Source organism: Gordonia amicalis (assembly GCF_022059885.1).
Lineage (GTDB): Bacteria > Actinomycetota > Actinomycetes > Mycobacteriales > Mycobacteriaceae > Gordonia > Gordonia amicalis.
This window is the reverse complement of record NZ_CP091855.1, coordinates 338237-355417: the sequence shown is the minus strand read 5'-3', so window position 1 is coordinate 355417 and position 17181 is coordinate 338237. Positions and strand designations below refer to the sequence as shown.

At 69.4% G+C, this 17181-nt stretch carries 12 protein-coding genes and 2 pseudogenes; 5 read left to right on the top strand and 9 right to left on the bottom strand.

Annotation, left to right across the window (positions count from 1 at the left end):
• Positions 1-13: 13 nt before the first annotated feature.
• Complete coding sequence (locus IHQ52_RS01625) at positions 14-949, bottom strand: HpcH/HpaI aldolase/citrate lyase family protein (protein ID WP_006436783.1); 936 nt, start codon at positions 947-949, stop codon at positions 14-16.
• Positions 950-1141: 192 nt separating this feature from the next.
• Here IHQ52_RS01625 and IHQ52_RS01620 point away from each other — a divergent pair, with 192 nt between their 5' ends.
• Positions 1142-2260 (top strand): MATE family efflux transporter, encoded by a 1119-nt coding sequence (locus IHQ52_RS01620; RefSeq protein ID WP_024499473.1) that lies wholly within the window; start codon positions 1142-1144, stop codon positions 2258-2260.
• Between the two features lie 56 nt (positions 2261-2316).
• Positions 2317-2787, top strand: a complete 471-nt coding sequence (locus IHQ52_RS01615) for an SRPBCC family protein (RefSeq protein ID WP_024499474.1) — start codon at positions 2317-2319, stop codon at positions 2785-2787.
• 1 nt (position 2788) lies between these two features.
• Here IHQ52_RS01615 and pgfA read toward each other — a convergent pair whose 3' ends face one another.
• On the bottom strand, positions 2789-3985 hold the full coding sequence (pgfA, locus tag IHQ52_RS01610) for a cell envelope lipid trafficking protein PgfA (protein ID WP_238064033.1): 1197 nt from the start codon (positions 3983-3985) through the stop codon (positions 2789-2791).
• Between the two features lie 17 nt (positions 3986-4002).
• Between pgfA and IHQ52_RS01605 the strand changes: the two are divergent.
• A pseudogene (locus IHQ52_RS01605) lies at positions 4003-5157 on the top strand (acyltransferase family protein); the annotation flags it as partial.
• Positions 5158-5216: 59 nt separating this feature from the next.
• Here the strand turns inward: IHQ52_RS01605 and IHQ52_RS23730 are convergent.
• From IHQ52_RS23730 to IHQ52_RS01580, 5 genes and pseudogenes are all read right to left on the bottom strand, one after another.
• Positions 5217-9512 (bottom strand): DUF3367 domain-containing protein, encoded by a 4296-nt coding sequence (locus IHQ52_RS23730; protein ID WP_006436778.1) that lies wholly within the window; start codon positions 9510-9512, stop codon positions 5217-5219.
• A gap of 109 nt (positions 9513-9621) precedes the next feature.
• Positions 9622-9822, bottom strand: a complete 201-nt coding sequence (locus IHQ52_RS01595; protein WP_006436777.1) for a DUF2613 domain-containing protein — start codon at positions 9820-9822, stop codon at positions 9622-9624.
• 80 nt (positions 9823-9902) lie between these two features.
• Positions 9903-10624: pseudogene (locus tag IHQ52_RS01590) on the bottom strand (DJ-1/PfpI family protein).
• A 34-nt stretch (positions 10625-10658) separates the two neighbouring features.
• Positions 10659-11624 carry a GlxA family transcriptional regulator gene (locus IHQ52_RS01585; protein WP_238064031.1) on the bottom strand — a complete coding sequence of 322 codons (966 nt, stop codon included), beginning with the start codon at positions 11622-11624 and terminating at the stop codon, positions 10659-10661.
• Positions 11625-12088: 464 nt separating this feature from the next.
• Complete coding sequence (locus tag IHQ52_RS01580) at positions 12089-12646, bottom strand: universal stress protein (RefSeq protein WP_238064030.1); 558 nt, start codon at positions 12644-12646, stop codon at positions 12089-12091.
• A 29-nt stretch (positions 12647-12675) separates the two neighbouring features.
• On the opposite strand from IHQ52_RS01580, the gene IHQ52_RS01575 reads away from it, so the two are divergent.
• Together IHQ52_RS01575 and IHQ52_RS01570 are read left to right on the top strand one after the other, a co-directional pair.
• Complete coding sequence (locus IHQ52_RS01575; RefSeq protein ID WP_217996148.1) at positions 12676-13875, top strand: glycoside hydrolase family 3 N-terminal domain-containing protein; 1200 nt, start codon at positions 12676-12678, stop codon at positions 13873-13875.
• A 99-nt stretch (positions 13876-13974) separates the two neighbouring features.
• Positions 13975-14577 carry a TetR/AcrR family transcriptional regulator gene (locus tag IHQ52_RS01570; protein ID WP_238064029.1) on the top strand — a complete coding sequence of 201 codons (603 nt, stop codon included), beginning with the start codon at positions 13975-13977 and terminating at the stop codon, positions 14575-14577.
• Between the two features lie 304 nt (positions 14578-14881).
• Here IHQ52_RS01570 and IHQ52_RS01565 read toward each other — a convergent pair whose 3' ends face one another.
• Positions 14882-15769 carry a MaoC/PaaZ C-terminal domain-containing protein gene (locus IHQ52_RS01565; protein ID WP_238064028.1) on the bottom strand — a complete coding sequence of 296 codons (888 nt, stop codon included), beginning with the start codon at positions 15767-15769 and terminating at the stop codon, positions 14882-14884.
• Complete coding sequence (locus IHQ52_RS01560) at positions 15769-17133, bottom strand: 3-oxoacyl-ACP reductase (RefSeq protein ID WP_238064027.1); 1365 nt, start codon at positions 17131-17133, stop codon at positions 15769-15771. Before IHQ52_RS01560 ends, IHQ52_RS01565 begins: the two co-directional genes overlap by 1 nt.
• Positions 17134-17181 lie beyond the last annotated feature (48 nt).

Here is a 17181-nt window from a genome sequence, read left to right as displayed (position 1 = left end):
CGACCCGTGTGGCTCAGAAGTGGTGGGTGTCCGACGGCGCCGGTGCGTGCACCGGGTCGTCGTCGAATTCCGACTCGGTGATGCCGTAGGCCCGTGCGAGGTCGAGGATCTTGGTGGCACGCGCGATGCGTGGCAGGTCCGAACCGTTGCGGATCTCGCCGCCGTCGCGCTCGAACTCCGCGAAGAACTCCCTCGCCCAGGTGATCTCATCCTGTGACGGGGACAGGCCCTCGTTGACCGGGGCGCACTGTGACCGGGTGAGGCAGATCTTGCCGGTCATGCCGAACTCCGCGCTCACCGCCGTGGCCTCGCTCAGCTTCAGAGCGCTGGAACCGACCGTCGGGCCGTCGATCGCGCTGGGCAGGTGAGCAGCCTTGGCGGCGATGGTGAATCGGGACCGCGCGTAGGCCAGCGTCTGTGGACTGTCGCCGAAACCGGTGTCCCGACGGAAGTCGCCGATGCCGAAGGCGAGGCGGAAGGTGCCCTTGGCCGATGCGATCTCGCTGATCCGCTCGAGTCCGCGTGCAGTCTCGACAAGGGCGACGATCGGCAGGCCGGGCAGGCGTTTGGCGGTCTCGGTCACGTGGTCGACGGACTCGACCATCGCCAGCATCACACCGCCGACCGCGGTCTCCGCGAGGGCGGCGAGGTCGTCGGCCCACCACGGGGTGCCGAATCCGTTGATCCGGACCCATTCACCGGCACCGGGGCCGGAACCGTCCTTCGGACCGATCCACCGCACGACGTTGTTGCGCGCCTCGACCTTGTCCTTGGGAGCGACCGCGTCTTCGATGTCGAGGACGACGATGTCGGCGCGCGAGCGAGCGGCGCGCTCGAACTTCGCGTAGTGCGCGCCGTTGACCAGGAGCCAGCTTCGGGCCAGCACCGGATCGATACGCGAACCGACATCGGTCGATTCGGCGTCGTCGGTGGTGTTGTCGTCGTACATCGGCATCTCTCGTCGGTGAATTCTGCAGCCTACCCATCGTTGCCTATGCCCGAGGACCGGTGCAAAGCACCCTGTGCACGGGACCCGGTGCCAACTCGGCACACTTGTGCCATGCAGCAGATCCGACCGAGCCGACGGCGCCGACCCGCCGCCGGCACCGTCGGCGCCGTCGGATCGGTGGCCGTCGGATCGATGGTCGCCAACGTCTGCATGTACGTGGTCCATCTGGCCGCGAGCGCCCGTTACCTGGACGTCAGCGAGTACGGCGAGTTCGCCGTCCTGCTGTCGGCGATGCTCGTGCTGGGTGTGCCCGCCCTGGCGCTGCAGAACGTGGTCGCGCGGGAGGTGGTCCTGGGCTGCGACGAGCGCCGCCTGCGCCGGGTGGGTGTCCACACGACGCTCTACGTGGTGGTCCTGGTCGCCGTCGCGACACCGCTCGTCGCGTTGCTGATGCGCACCGGTGTCGTCACGACTCTCGCCGCCCTCGGCGCGGCCCCGCTGCTGGCGCTGATCGCCACCGGTCAGGGCATCCTGCAGGGACGCGGCGAGTTCCGGACGCTGTCGTGGGTGCTGGCCGCCGTCGGGATCCTGCGCTCGATGCCGATCATCGGGGCCTTCGTCGTCGGTGCCGGTCCGGCGGGTGGACTGCTCGCCGGAACCCTCGGTGCCGCGGTGTCGGCCGTCGTCGTCTGGGTCGTCGTCGGAAGGGTCGGGGAGCGGGCGCATGCCGCGGCGGCGTCGGGGACGGTCGGAGTCCTCAGCGTGGTTCGCGCGTCGCAGGTCCAGCTGGTGCTGATCGTGGCGTCGTCGGTGGACCTGCTGCTCTCACCGCGCGTGCTCGACGCCGAGTCGGTCGGGGTGTACGCGCTCGGCGCCATCGCGACGAAGGTCGCGTTCTGGCTGCCGCAGGCCATCGGCGTCGTCTTCTATCCGCGCCTCGCCGATCCCGCCCGGTCCCGGGTCTCTCTTCGGCAGGCGGTGACGGTGGTCGCGGGTGTGGGCGTGGTGCTCACTCTGGCGGCGGGTGGCGCGGGGCCGATGGTCCCGATCGTCTTCGGCGACGGCTACGACGAACTCGTCCCACTGCTGTGGCTCTTCGCCTACATCGGTGCCGCCCTCGCCGTCCTCCAGGTGGTGCTGTTGTCGGCGATCGCCCGTGATCGCACCCGTGTCGCGTTCGGGACGTGGATCGTCGTGGCGATCGAGGTGACGGTCATCCTCACCGTCGCCGGCTCGGTGGTCGGGGTCGCAGCCACTGCGGCGGTCGCGGTGACGGTCGCGGCCGCCGGGACATGGGTTCTCGCCCGCTGATCGCAGGCCTCAGCAGGAACGTTGCCGAGATGCACATGTTTCGGCAGGGTGGGCAGATGAGCCACAACGGAAGTACTCAGGTCACGGTCCAACGAGTCATCGAGGCACCGGTCGACGCGGTGTTCGACGTACTCTCCAACCCCGAGAGGCACCAGGCGCTCGACGGTTCGGGGTTCATCCGGGGCGTCGACCACGCCGATCGGATCCAGAAGGTCGGCGACGTGTTCACCATGAACATGGAGGGCGACCACATGGGCGGGGAGTACAAGACCGACAACCACGTCACCGGATATGCCAAGGACAAGCTGCTGGCCTGGAAGACGACCCCCGCCGGTACGGAGCCGCCCGGATGGGAGTGGTTGTGGGAGTTGGAGTCCCAGGGTCCCAACGAGACGCTGGTCCGCCACACCTACGACTGGTCGAAGGTCACCGACAAGAAACTCCTCGAACAGGTGGGGTTCCCGCTCGTCACCGAGGCCCAGCTCGAGGACACGCTCGGCCGACTCGCCGCAGAAGCGGCGTCCTGATCTAGGTCACGTCACCGGAATCACGACCGGTCCGCCGGAATCTCGGCGGCAGCCACGCGGGGTTGATCAGGAAACCGCCGGCGACCAGCGCGATGACGCCGAGGACGCCGGTCACGATCGGCACGATACGACCCCAGATCGTGATCGGCGTCGCCAGATCCGAAGCCAGGCGCGACATCTGGGACTGTGTCGTGTCGTCGTAGGCGAAGGCGGCCTGTAGATGGGGCAGCCGGAAGTCCGCCGGCACTCCGGGAGTGCCCTCCGGGAAGGCGTAGAACTCGTCGACGGTGATCTTCGCGTCGACGATCGTCCCCGTGCGCGGTTCCACGGCGAGATCCCACGAACTGCGGTGCCGCAGGGTGGCCGTCAGCTCACGCGGCGGCCCGTCGAGGCCGAACCACGATGCGGGCCGGGTGATGGTGACATCGGTGCCCACCGGCCGGCCGAGCGCTGCCCGCGCGAGGTCGGTCTCGGGGACCTCGGCGCGGAACCGGGCCACATCCCTGCCGACCACCTCGGTGTCTCCGTCGTATCTCAGAGGCACGGTCGTGCGTGTGACCACGTCGAAGAACTCGTGGTCGGTCAGGCTGGTGTCGAAGGGCAGCAGGTAGGTGAAACCGCGGCGGTCCGGCACCAGCACCGGTGCCTGGTTGCTGTCGTACTGGATCTCCGACGCCCCGCGCGCCGACAGTTGCGGCACGGCGGTCTCCCGGTCGAGCGTCACCCGGTCCTTGAGCGCGTTGACCGTGGCGTCGTTGCACCTTTTCGACGACTCGGCGTCGACCTCGCTGCCGGGCCGGGGGGCCTCCGGTTCGACCTCGCGGTCGTCGATACGCAGGGTGTCTGTCTGGACGGAGGTGCCGGCCTGCAGTGTCACGCGGTGCTCGTCGGAGGGCTGTACCGCGACGACCCGCTGCTGGCGGACCAGATCGGCGTCGAGGGTCCGCGCCGCGGGCGTGGCGAGCGAGCAGCGGTCGAGGATCGTCGCGTCCGCGGCGGTGGCGACCGTGGTGAAGTCGGTGCTGAGCGGGATCTCGCGGAAGTTGCCGACGAGCAGCGTCGGCAGCGCGATGGTCACCGCGATGAGAAAACTGCCGACGAAGATCAGTGTCGGCCCGGCCAGGTCCGCGGTCGACCAGCGGTGAGGTGCGGACTCTGACACCGCGGACTGGGGCACCGGGGACGGCTCCGAAGACATGGTGGCGAGGGTAGTGGATGCCGCCGGGCTACCCTGTCACCAGCATGACCAGCACCGACTCCGCCCGCGACTCCGTCGCTGCCTCGAGCCCCGACTCTGTCGGATCATCGGGCACCGACTCCCGATCCGGGGCGCGCCATCCCGACGCCCCCGGACCGGCGACCGACTCGCGACGCTTCTACCCGCAACTCGAGGGCATGCGAGCGCTCGCCGCGATCGGGGTGCTGACCACCCACGTCGCCTTCCAGACCAGTGCCGTCGAGATCCCGGTCCTCGGACCGGTGCTCGGTCGCCTCGACCTCGCTGTCGCGCTGTTCTTCGGTCTCTCCGGCTTCCTGCTGTGGCGACCGTGGGTCGACGCCGCGCACCGCGGCGCCGGGCATCCGCCGGTCCGGCGCTATCTCCGTCACCGCGTCGTCCGCATCTGGCCGGCGTATGTGGTGGTCGTCGCGCTGGTGCTGCTCCTGCTGCCGGAGGCCCAGGGCGCCGACCTCGACGTCTGGCTGGCCAACCTCACGCTGACGCAGGTCTTCGTGCCCCTGACGCTGACCGCGGGTCTCACGCAGATGTGGAGTCTGTCGGTCGAGATCGCCTTCTACGCTCTGCTCCCGCTCATCGGCCTCGCACTCCTGCAGTTGCGTGGTCCGCGCGTCGGGGCGCGCATCCCGGTGCTGCTGATGCTCGGTGCGCTGAGCCTCGGCTGGGCCTGGGTCGGTACCTCGCTGCCGGTCGCCGACGGGGTGGAGACCAAGAACTGGGTGTTCGGTCATCTGTCGTGGTTCGTCGCCGGCCTGATCCTCGCCGAGATCGCCGGTGTCCTCGACACCGGCGCAGCGCGCGGCCGGTGGATGACCCTGGCGATGCGGCTCAGCGCGAACCGTTCGCTGATGTTCGGGCTCCTCGTCGTCGCCTACGGCCTCGCGTGCACCCGGCTCGCCGGTCCGACCGGGCTCGGCGACGTCACCAACATCGAGTTCGCCACCAAGATGATCCTGGGTGGACTCTGCGGCTACGCCCTTCTCGCCCCGCTGGTCTGCAACGCGGGGCCGTTCCGTCTCCTCACCTCACGCGTGATGCTCGCGCTGGGGCGCTGGTCCTACGGCATCTTCATCTGGCACATCGCGATCCTGGCCGTCGTCTTCCCGCTGTTCGGCATCGTGCCGTTCAACGGCAACACCGTCCTCGTCTGGGTGATCACGCTGGGACTCACGGTCGGGATCTCCGCGGCCTCCTACGCCTTCATCGAGGAGCCGGCCCGCCACTGGCTGCGCAACCGCGAGACCCGACGCCGCAACCGTGCGGCCGGTGACTCGGTGTCGTCCGACTCGGCCTCGCCCGGCTCGTCGGCGTCGCAGGACCAGAACACCAGCCAGCCGGTCATCAGCACGGCGATCAACGCCGGCAACTGAACCCACCACTCCCAGCCGTGGTAGCCGCCGGAGGCGTGCCACGGACCGGCGGTGAGGCCGACGGTCGCAGCCATCATCATGACGAATGTCGTCGTGACATCGACCTTCGGCGGAACGGCCGCACCGACCACGGCGACGGCGAGGCCCACGGCCAGACCCCACCATCCGGACAGCAGCCACGACGCGCCGAGAATCCCCAGACCGGCGGCCACGAGGGTGAACCGTCCGGTGGGCACCGTCCGCGGTTCGGCAACGGTGTCCCGCCCGGATCGTGACACCAGGGGAAAGGGCCACCACGCGGCGACGAGCAACAGGGCCATCAGCACCAGTCCGATGACGAGCGACCAGCGGTACAGCGAATCGAACCGATAGGTGAGCTCGACCGCACCCGACACCCCGGCCGGCGCGACCCAGCCCTGCTGCCACCCGTTCACGACCACCGGGGACAACTCCCGGCCGTCGATCCGCGCGATCCAGCCCGGGTTGGTGGATTCGGGGACCACCAGCAGGCGTTCGGGACCGGACTCGATCTGCACCGCGCGGCTCGCCGCTGTCCACTCGGTGACGTCCGGCGTGGTCGTCGCCGCCCCGGTCACCGGTGTCCCGGCGGTCAGCGACACCGCGTCGACGGTGAAGGCCGGTCCGGGATTGACCGACACCTCCTGCTGACCGGCGGGCAGTCGCAGCTCGCCCGGTCCGCACGCACGGGCGACCACCGGTTCACCGGCGCGCAGTGCTTTCGTGGTGGTCCGCGCAGAGAACCCGATGACCTGACCGGCGGCGGTGACGCCGAGACCGTCACCGCAACCGATCTCGACGACCCGGTCGCCGGCGGGCGCCCGCGGTGCCGGCGGCACCTCGACCTCGGCGATCCCCGGCGGCGCGGGCGTGGCGAATCCGAGACTGTTGACGTCGATCAGGTCGCGCTGTTCGCGGACGGTGATCTCGATGCGGTCGGTGACCGCGGGATCGAGTCGAAGGACGCCGTCCTTGCCGACCTCGCGAATCTGTTCGCCGGTGCCGAGATCGACGGCGACCTCGGTCGGTGCGGCCGGGTAATCCAGCGGCGCAACGATTTTCAGCGATTCGACGCGTTGTTCGGCGGGGAGGTGGACGGTCAGGGTCGGCTCCGCCTCGTCCGCCGACTCCTCGTCGTCGTTGTTGCGGTCTTGGGGCCTTTCCCTGGCCGGGATCTGCGGTGCGGTCCAGGCGGTTCCGGGGTCGCCGTCGACGGCAGCGGCCGGACCGCCACGGGGATCGGTGACCGGTCGCGGTCCGGTGGCGCTCACGCCGTCCGGGGTGGCGAGGAGCCGATCGAGCGCGTCTCCGGGTCGTGGGCGGAGGATGGCCGACGGGGTGACCGATGTGTCCTCGGGGACGGAGAGAGCCCGGCTGAACACCGACGATGTCTCCGGCGACAGCCCGAGTCCCGGAGCGCACCGGGTCATCTCGCGGGCGGGGTCGGCGACGCACCACGCCCGCCCGTTCAGCTCCGAGTACAGCAGCCACTGGGCCACCTCGGTGCCTGCCGCGAGTTCGGGCAGAACGACACGATGTCTGATCTGCAGCGGTGTCGAGGTCCGCAGGTTCGACACCTCCACCTCACCGAGGGCGAACTGGTTCCCGGCGGTGCCGTCTTCGGTGCTCAGCGCGCGGATCTGTATCCAGCGGGTCGAGCCGCTCGGGGCGGTCACGGTCGTCGGTCTGCCCGGTTCGAGTCCCGACGCCACCGTGCTTCCGGCCTCGGTGGTGACCAGGACGCTGGTCACGTCCGGGCCGAGGGCCCGGGCGGTGGTCAACGACAGCGCCAGGTCCGTCTGGGGTGTGGTGAATCCGACTCGCATCCACCGCCCGAGCGCTCCTTCGAGTCCGCCGCTGACCCACGCCGTCTGTGGGTTGCCGTCGAAGGCGGCGGCGGGGGAGTTCGCGGGGGAGGTCTGCCCCGGTTGCACCGCGTCCGACGCCGAACCGGACGTCGTCACCTGGACCTCGCCACTCCGGTTGTCCAGCAACCATTCCCCGCGGACGAGCGGCTGGTCGTCGACCGGGTAGTCCGCGGCCGCGTTCTGGGTCCGTCGCGGGTCGTCGGCCGACCGGATGGCGGAACTGTGGTCGTCGACCCGTCCGAAGTCGGTTTCCCGATCGCTTGGGGTGTCGGTGACGATGAGTGGGCCGTCGGTGATCCCGGCGCGTCGGGCATCGGCGTCGAGCAACACCGGACCGAGAGGTGGAAGTCCTTGACGCGCACGCACTTCGGCGAGAGCCGCGATGGCCTCGGGACCGCCCGCGACCCGCGGCATCCCGTGCTGGTCCACGAGAAGGGGGCCGGTGCCGTCGAAGCCGGTCGCCTCGACCGCATAGATCTGGATCGCGGGCATCGTCGGTCGCAATCCGTTGTCGCGCATCACTCCTCGGACAGTGGGCGGTCCGACCGGGGGGCCGAACCGTGCCACCCGCGTCAACCCGGGCGAGGTGTCGAGTGCCTGCTGCGCGAGGAGCGGTCGTGCCGACCGGGAGGTCTCGGGGGTGAGGTCCGCACGGAGCACCACGAATCCCACGCCCTGCTGCGCGAGGGTCTCGGCGAGGCCGGGTGATCCGCGTCCGGCGGCGATCTCGCGTTGCACGGAGTCGAGCGCACGGATGGCGCCGGGTGGCGTCAGCGGGATGGCGTCCCGCACCGCCCACGGGGCGTCGGCCAGTGGCTGGAGGGGTTCGTCGCGGGTGAGACCCCACAGCTGGTCGGCGAACGGCGCACCGGGGACGACGAGCGCGCGCGCCGGGGCACCGTCCGGCCGGCTGCTGTGCTCGGACAACCAGTCCGCGGTCTGCTTCCAGTGGTTCGGGATCGCGGTGTAGGTCCCGGCGGGTGCGAGCTGGCCGGTCCAGATGAGCGAACCCGCACCGATCACCGCGACCATGAGCACGATGGCCGCGGCCACCGGGCGGGAGCGCTGCGGATGGGCGAAGGCCGAGAGCGTCTCTTGTACCGACACGGTGCCGGGCAGCGGGACCCGCGCGAGCAGGTGAGCGACACCCAGCACCAGCGGGATGCGGATGAACGGTTCGAACTTGTGGATGTTGCGCAGCGGGGCACCGGAACCGTCGAGGAACACCCGGATCTGCTCGGCGATCGGCGAACCGAGACCACCGGCGAAGCCGACACACATGATCACCAGGCCGACGCCCAGGATCGTCACGAGACGTCCCCGGAACGGCATGTGCCGCATGCACAGACCCGCGAGTCCCGCGGCGGCGATGGCACCGGTCGCCAGCACGGCGGCCGGCTGGGTGACGAGCACCGCCCCGGCGACCCGCTCGGTGGAGACGAACGGTGTCCACGAACTCGCGCCGCGCAACACCTCGGTCAGCGACGTCCACTGCGTCGTCACCCGGGAGGACTCGATGTAGTCCAAGAAGGGCGGGCTGACCCGGGACAGGATGAGCAGCGGCACCATCCACCACGCGCACGCCAGGACCAGGCCCAGCGCGGTCCACGCACCGAAGCGCCGCCAGCGGCGGTCGCGGGGACGATGCAGCAGCCACCACACGGCCGCGACGCCGAGCGCGGCCGCCGTCGCGACCGCGTTCACCGCGCCCATCAGTGCGACGGCGGCCGCCGAGCGTGCGGCTTCCCGCCACAGCGGCCGGGAATCGGAGATGGGGGCGTCGAGCGCCCGGATCACGGGCAGGAGGACCCAGGGCGCCAGCATCATCGGCAGCGTCTCCGACGAGATCGAGCCGAGGGTGGTGAGGACGCGGGGGCTCAGGACGAAGACGACGCCGGCGAGGATGCGGGATGCCGGCGAGCCCAGCCGCATCGCCTCCGCCACGCGCACGATGCCGACGAAGCCGATGGTGAGGAGCAGCGCCCACCACAGCCGCTGGACGATCCAGGGCGGGACCGACAGGAGGTCGCCGGCGGCGAAGAACGCGCCGTGCGGGAAGAAGTATCCGTAGGCCTGGTTCTGGACCTGGCCCATCGGGGCGTTCGGGGTCCACAGGTGTGCGGCACGCGCAAGGAACCCGAGTGGATTCGCCGTCAGGTCGAGTTTCGTGTCGGCGGCGATCTGCCCCGGGGACTGCAGCAGACAGACGATCAGCGCGACCGCGGCAGCCACACCGATCCCACGTGCCGACAGGACACCTGTGGGAGCGGTGGTCGGTGTCCTACTCAGTTGCTGCTGCGTCAGGTCGTCCCGACGCCGTGCACGGCATCGGGGTCGGGCGTCAGTTGGTCTCGCCCGCGCCGCCGCGCGATCCGTAGTCGACCGAACCCTGGACGAATCCGCTGTTCGGATTGATGTTGTTCAGGTCCGTCGACGGGCTGTTCTCCGAGGTGATGAACCCGCCGAGGAACACCGCGCCGAGTCCCACCAGGATGCCGGCCACTCCGGCGACGGCGCCGGCCACAAGGCGGTTGTTGGTCATGGCGAAGAAACTACCATCGCGCGGAGTCTCACCCGGGTGTCACCCGGGCATGTCCGGCAGTTCCATCACGGGTTTCGGCGTCAGCGGCGCGAACGGACCGTCGCCAGGGCCCGATCCCACAGCAGCCGGTGCTCAACTTCAGCACCTCGGGCTTGTCGACGTCGCGGCTGAGCATCACCGTCGACGCCGTGATCGTGGCGGCCGACGCCTTCGATCGGTGGCCGGAGTCGAGATGCGGTTGCGGGTCATACTCGATCGCGAGTTGGATGGCCTCGGCCTTCTTCGTCCCGGCGATCTGGTCGGCGAGCCACAGTGCCAGGTCGATGCCGGCCGAGACGCCGGCCGCGGTCACGATGTGTTCGTCGGGGCCGGCGCGCACGACGCGCTCGTCCGACACCGCCGTCACACCGTAGAGGGACAGCGCGGTCAGCGACGACCAGTGCGTGGTGGCCCGGAGACCGTCCAGTAGTCCGGCCGCGGCGAGGACCACCGAGCCGGTGCAGACAGACGCCGTCCACTGCGCGGCCGGCCCGACCGTGCGCAGCCACTCCAGGAGTTTCTCGTCCTTCGCCGCCCCGAAGCATCCCGGTCCGCCCGGGATGAGGATCAGATCGGGTGACGGCGTCTCGTCGAACGAGTGTGTCGCGCCGACGACGAGGACACCGGAGTCGGCGACGACGGGGCCGGGTTCGTGGGCGACGAATCGGACGTCGGCGTCGGGGAGCATGCGCAGCACCTCGTACGGTCCGACGAAATCGAGGGCGGTGAACCGTGGATAGAGGACGATCGCGATCTGGGTCATGGGTCTGCCTGTCTGTTCGGTGGCGAGGACTGTGTCAGCGGAAGGTCTTGCGGTAGTGGTCGGGGGAGATTCCGAGACGTCGGATGAACGTGCGGCGCAGAGACTCCGAGGAACCGAACCCGCAGCGCGCGGCGATCACCGGCATGGTGTCGGCGGATTCGGTCAACGCCCGACGAGCCGCATCGGTGCGGACCCGTTCGAGGTAGTCGCTGGGTGCCTCGCCGGTCTCCGCGGTGAAGACGCGGGAGAAATGGCGCGGACTCATCGCGGCTTCCTGCGCGAGGTCGGAAAGCCGGTGGGGCAGGCCGGGTTCGGCCTCGATGCGTTGCTGCGCCGCCCGGATCACGTCGCGTCGTGCGCGCGGCATCCAGACCGGCGGCGCGAACTGGCTTTGCCCACCCGGCCGGCGCATGTAGAGGACGAGCCACCGGGCGACCAGCTGGGCGAGTTCGGTGCCGTGGTCCTCTTCGAGGACCGCGAGGGCGAGGTCGATGCCCGCGGTGACACCGGCCGACGTCCACACGTGGTCCGAGCTGCGGACGAACAGGGCGTCGGCGTCGACCTGCACGGCCGGATACCGCTCGGCGAGGAGCTCGCCCACCGCCCAGTGCGTCGTCGCGCGTCGGCCGTCGAGCAGCCCGGCCTCGGCGGCGAGGAAGGCGCCGTTGCAGACGCTGATGACGCGCCGTGCCCGACCCGCCGCGTCGCGGACCCAGTCGATGAGGTCGGTGTCCTCGGTGGCTCGGTGGACGCCCGTGCCGCCCGGCAGCACCAGAGTGTCGATCGGTTCCGCGGCGTCGGGCAGCGGGTGCGAGACGAACTGCAGGCCGACGCCGTTGTCGATGGGCTCTCCGTGCTGCGACACCAGTCGCAGGTCGTAGGTGACGGGCGACCCCTGGTCACGCAGCGCGATCGATGCGGTGGTGAAGACGTCGGCCGGTCCCGTCACGTCGAGTGCCTGCACCCCGGGGAAGCCGAGAACCAGCACCGTTCGTGTCATGTGCTCATCGTGTCCCGACGTCGGCTCCGTCGTCCAGGACATGCGTCCCACACTTGAGGACATCCCCCGCCACCCATGCCGGTTGAGCCGACACCGAGCGGAGCGAGGCGTTGCGCCACCTATGCCGGTTGAGCCGACACCGAGCGTGGCGAGGCGTCGCGCCACGCATGCCGGTTGAGCCGACACCGAGCGTAGCGAGGCGTCGCGCCACGCATGCCGGTTGAGCCGACACCGAGCGTAGCGAGGCGTCGCGTCGAAACCCGTCCGCCATCAGACCCCGCCGACCGGTTCAATCAGCAGGGACGCGAGGTTTCGACGCGGTGGCTCGCTCCGCTCGCTACCGGCTCAACCAGCATGGACGCTTGGCTCGCTCCGCTCGCTACCGGCTCAACCAGCAGGGACGCGAGGTTTCGACGCGGTGGCTCGCTCCGCTCGCTACCGGCTCAACCAGCAACCCGGCCGCCCTACAGCGTCAACTGCGGCTCCTGTTCACATTTCGCAGGCACGATGAAGACCGGACGATGGCAATGCTTGAGCACGCGTTCGGCGACGCTGGACCGGAGCAGCGCCTTGAGGCCCGACGCGCCGCGGGTTCCGGTGACGAGCAGATCGACGTCGAGCGCCTCCGCGGCGGCGACGAGTGCGCCCCAGACCGTCGACTCGACCTCGACGAGCGTGCCCCTCGACGTCAGTCCGCATTCGCGGGCGAGGACCACGCCGCGTTCGTTGATCCGCTCGGCCTCGTCTTCGAGGGCACGGTCGACCCCGATGTCGAGCTGCGTGTCGACGAACGGCTGCATTCCGCCGGCGAGGGTGGACATGCGGGCGGAGGTCATGCCGCCCGGTTGCCAGGCGGTCACGACGACCGCGGTTTCGGCGCGCAGGAAGTGTCCGGCATAGCGGATGGCACGATCGGCGTTCGGTGAGCCGTCGTAGGCGATCATCAGCGTCTGAGTGGCGCGGCCACCACCGCGACCGCTGGGGGCGGTCGCGGTGGTGGCCGGGATGGACCCCACGTCCATTTGCTCAGGTTACATGCCAGACTCGTGCCATGGGCCCAACTCGACGACCTCGGTGGATTCGGAACGTGCTGACGACTGCGACGGTTGCGGCGTTGGGTCTCGGTCTCGTCGCCTGCGATTCGTCGACGCCGGATTCTCCGCCGCCCACACCGTCCGCGTCCGGCTCGCCGTCGGCCTCCCCGTCGTCGGTGTCCGCGACCACGACCACCGTCGCAAATCCTTGTGGCGCTGAGCAACTCGCCAAGGTCACGCTGCGGCAGAAACTGGCCCAGCTGATCGTCGTGGGTGTCACGGGTGCCGATGACGCCCAGCAGATCGTCGAGGACGAGGAGATCGGCGGGATCTTCGTCGGGAGCTGGACCGACAAGGCGATCCTGACGAGTGGTGCGGCATCACGGATCTCGCAGAACTCGTCGATCCCGTTGATGATCACCGTCGACCAGGAGGGCGGTCGGGTGTCGCGCCTGTCGTCGCTCGGCATCGACCACGCCTCGCCTCGTGAACTCGCGCAGACGAAGACACCCGCGCAGGTGAAGGAGATCGCCGCCGGCGTCGGTCGCAAACTCAAGAACCTCGGCGTCACCGTCGACTTCGCGCCCGTTGCCGACGTCAGCGACGAATCCGACAACGAGGTCATCGGCGATCGCTCCTTCAGCAACGACCCGGCCGTCGTCACCGAGTACGCGGCCGCCTACGCCGCCGGACTCGCCGAGGCCGGAATCACGCCGGTGTACAAGCACTTTCCCGGACACGGCCACGGTTCGGGCGATTCGCACCTCGGCGTCGTGACGGTGCCGTCACTCGCCGAACTGCAGAACAGTGATCTGGTGCCCTTCCGCAATCTGCTGCGCGACCCCGGGACCGCGGGCGTCATGGTCGGGCACCTCATCGTGCCCGGGCTGACCGACCGCTTGCCGTCGTCCATCAGCCGGCCGGCCATCCAGATGCTGCGCACGGGGGTGGGCTACGACGGTCCGCGGTACAACGGCGTGATCTTCTCCGACGACCTCTCGGGCATGGCGGCGATCAGCCAGCGGTACCCGATCGAGCAGGCCGTGGAGAAGTTCATCCTCGCCGGCGGCGACGTCGCGCTGTGGCTGTCCACCGACCGGGTCTCGTCGGTTCTGGACAATCTGGAGGTCGCGGTGAAGCGCGGACGCCTCGCACCCGCACGCCTCGACGCGAAGGTGACACGCATCCTCCGGTCCAAGGGCGTCGTCACCTGCTGAGTAATCTGTCGTGAGCGGCCCGAGCGAACGTTAAACTTACCGCTTGGTAAGTTGTTGGGTATCGTCGTTGGGGACACGACAGTGAGGATGGAGGTGGCCATGTCGGGCGGAACCAAACGCCTGCCACGTGCAGTGCGCGAACAGCAGATGCTCGACGCCGCCGTGAAAGTGTTCTCGCAGAACGGTTTCCGTGAGACATCGATGGACGCCATCGCGTCCGAGGCGCAGATCTCCAAGCCGATGCTGTACCTGTACTACGGCTCCAAGGAGGAGCTGTTCAGCGCCTGCGTCGCCCGCGAGTCCGGATTGTTCATCGACGCGATGAGCGTGGGCTTCGACCCGTCACTCACCCAGCGCGAACAGGCCGTCACCGTCATCCGTGAGTTCCTGCGCTTCGTCCACGAGAACCGGGAATCGTGGCGCGTGCTGTACCGCGTCGCGATCGGGACGGCGAGCTTCTCCGGGATCGTCTCCGACAGTCGACGGCGCGTGACCGAGATGGTCGCCGCGCTCATCAAGGCGGGTACCACTGTCGAGACGGCCGGCGACATCGATTTCGAACTCACCGCCGTCGCCATCGTCGGCGCGTGCGAGGCGGTCGCCGACCGCATCACGGAGGGCGACGTCGACCTCGAGAAGGCCACCAACATGCTCGTCGGCATCGCCTGGCGCGGCCTGAAGGGCGTCGGTACCGACATCTGAGCCTCACCGCTCCCTCTGCCCCTGCCGGCTGAGCCGCGAGCTTGCGGGCGCTCCCTCTGCCCCCTGCCGGCTGAGCCGCGAGCTTGCGGGCGCTGCCTCTGCCCCCTGCCGGCTGAGCCGCGAGCTTGCGGGCGCTGCCTCTGCCCCTGCCGGCTGAGCCGGTTCCGAGCGTAGCGAGGCACCGCGTCGAAGCCATGCTCCCTGAGGTGCGAGGAGCGCAAGCGACGAGCCTCGAAGGGTCGCTCACACGATCCGTTCCCGCTCACAAATGGGGTGAGCGGGAACGGAAACGGTGAGCGAGGTATCAGCCCTTCCGCGTCGTCGCGGTGAGGTGCGGGAATCCCTTCCGGCGGTCGCGGATCGCGATGTCGAAGTTCCCCTCGCCGTCGATCCGGCGGGTGTAGAGGTTCACCTTGGCGGGCAGCAGGATCGGCTTGCCGAACTTCACGTCGTAGGTGACCCGGCCGGGCAGCTGGGACTCGACGTTCGCGACCGCCGCTGCGGCACTCCACATCCCGTGCGCGATCGCCTTGGGGAACCCGAAGGCCTTGGCCGTCAGATTCGCCATGTGGATCGGGTTGCGGTCGCCCGACGCCGCGGCGTACTCGCGGATCCGCCCCAGATCCACGGCCAGGATCGAATCCGGCGGCGGCGGGGTCTTCGACTTCGGTTCGGGGCCACGCGGCTCGTCGGACAGGCTGGTCCGCTGCTGCTTGAGGAACGTCGCCGTCTGCGTCGTCACCAGTTCGGAGCCGACGCTGATCTCGCTGATGAGGTCGACGAGGATGCCCTTGCGATGTTCACGCAGGTTCTCCGCATGCGTCTCGATCGACAGCGGTTCGCCGACCTCGATCGGGCGCTTGCGCTCGATCTTGTTCGTCATGTGCACCGAACCGATTGCGCCGAACGGGAATTCGTCCGACGTCAACAGTTTCATGACCACCGGGAACTGCAGCACGAACGGGTACGTCACCGGCAGGGTGATACCGAAACGCTGCCCGGTGGCGTGGCAATACGCCTGCAGCGCAGCGGGATCGACGCGGACGTCGTCGAGTCGGTAGTGGGTGTCGGGAACGGTCGCGTCCGCGGGCACGCGAGCGGGCTTGCCGATGCCCGGCAACATCCCGGTCACGGCCTTGCCGTACAGCTCGCCGGTGCCGGGGGCGCCGGGAAGAGTGATCGTCTTGGCCATCACGCACCCAGGAATCCCTGGCCGCACACGCGGACCACGTTGCCGGTGATGGCGCTGCTCGCCGGGTTGGCGAAGTAGGCCACGGTCTCGGCGACGTCGACCGTCTGCCCACCCTGCTGCAGCGAGCTCATCAGGCGGCCGGCCTCACGGGTGGCGAGCGGGATCGCCGCGGTCATCTTGGTCTCGATGAAGCCCGGGGCGACCGCGTTGATGGTGATGCCCTTCTCGCCCAGGATCGGCGCGTAGGCGTCGACCAGGCCGATGACGCCGGCCTTCGATGCGCCGTAGTTGGTCTGGCCGCGGTTGCCCGCGATACCGGCGATCGACGACACGTCGACGACGGCGCCACCGGAACGCAGCGCACCCTTCTCCAGCAGCACCTCGACGAGGGTCTGCGGAGCGATGAGGTTCACCGCGATGACGGCATCCCAGCGGGCGTCGTCCATGTTGGCGAGCAGTTTGTCGCGGGTGATCCCGGCGTTGTTGACGATGATGTCGATGCCGCCGTGACGCTCGAGGGCGTGCTCGGCGAGCTTCGCGCCCGCCTCGGGGTCGGTCACGTCGATGGGGAACGACGTGCCGCCGACCTTGTTCGCGGTCTCCGACAGCGCGTCACCGGCCTGCGGGACGTCGGCGGCGATGACGTGTGCGCCGTCGCGCGCGAGTACCTCGGCGATCGTGGCGCCGATGCCACGGGCGGCGCCGGTGACCACCGCGACCTTGCCCTCGAGCGGGCGATCCCAGTCCTTCGGGGCGGTCGCGTCGGCCGAACCGACGCGGATGACCTGCGCGTCGACGAAAGCGGACTTGGCGGACAGCACAAAGCGTACGGTCGACTCCAGGCCGGTCAGACCGGTCTTGGCGTCGGGCGCGACGTACACCAGCTGGACGGTGGAGCCCTTGAGCAGCTCCTTGCCGAGCGAGCGGGTGAAGCCCTCGAGAGCGCGCTGTGCGACGCGCTCGGACGGGTCGGTCACCAGCTCGGGTGTGGTGCCGATGACCAGGAAGCGCGCGCACGGGGCGGTCGAGCGCATGGCCGGCTGGAAGAACTCGAACAATTGGCGCAGTTCGGCAGGGGAGGTGATGCCGGTGGCGTCGAAGACCAGCCCGCCGTACTTGTCGGCGCTGCGGCCGGTCACGGCGTTCTGGATGAGGTCATAGTCGTCGCCCGAGAGCATCTCGCGCAGCGGTTCGACGAGGCGTCCCGATCCTCCCAGCAGTACGGGACCGGGCAGCGCCGGTTCGGACGGCTTGTACCGCCGCAACGGCGGCGGGACGGGGAGTCCGGCCTGTTTGGCGATGAAAGCGCCGGGCGCGGAATGGACGAAGCTCGAGTACAGGCCAGTGTTTCCGGTGGCGGCCATGTTGATCTCCTCTGACTGTCGTTCGACAACGAACTTACTGTTGAGTAA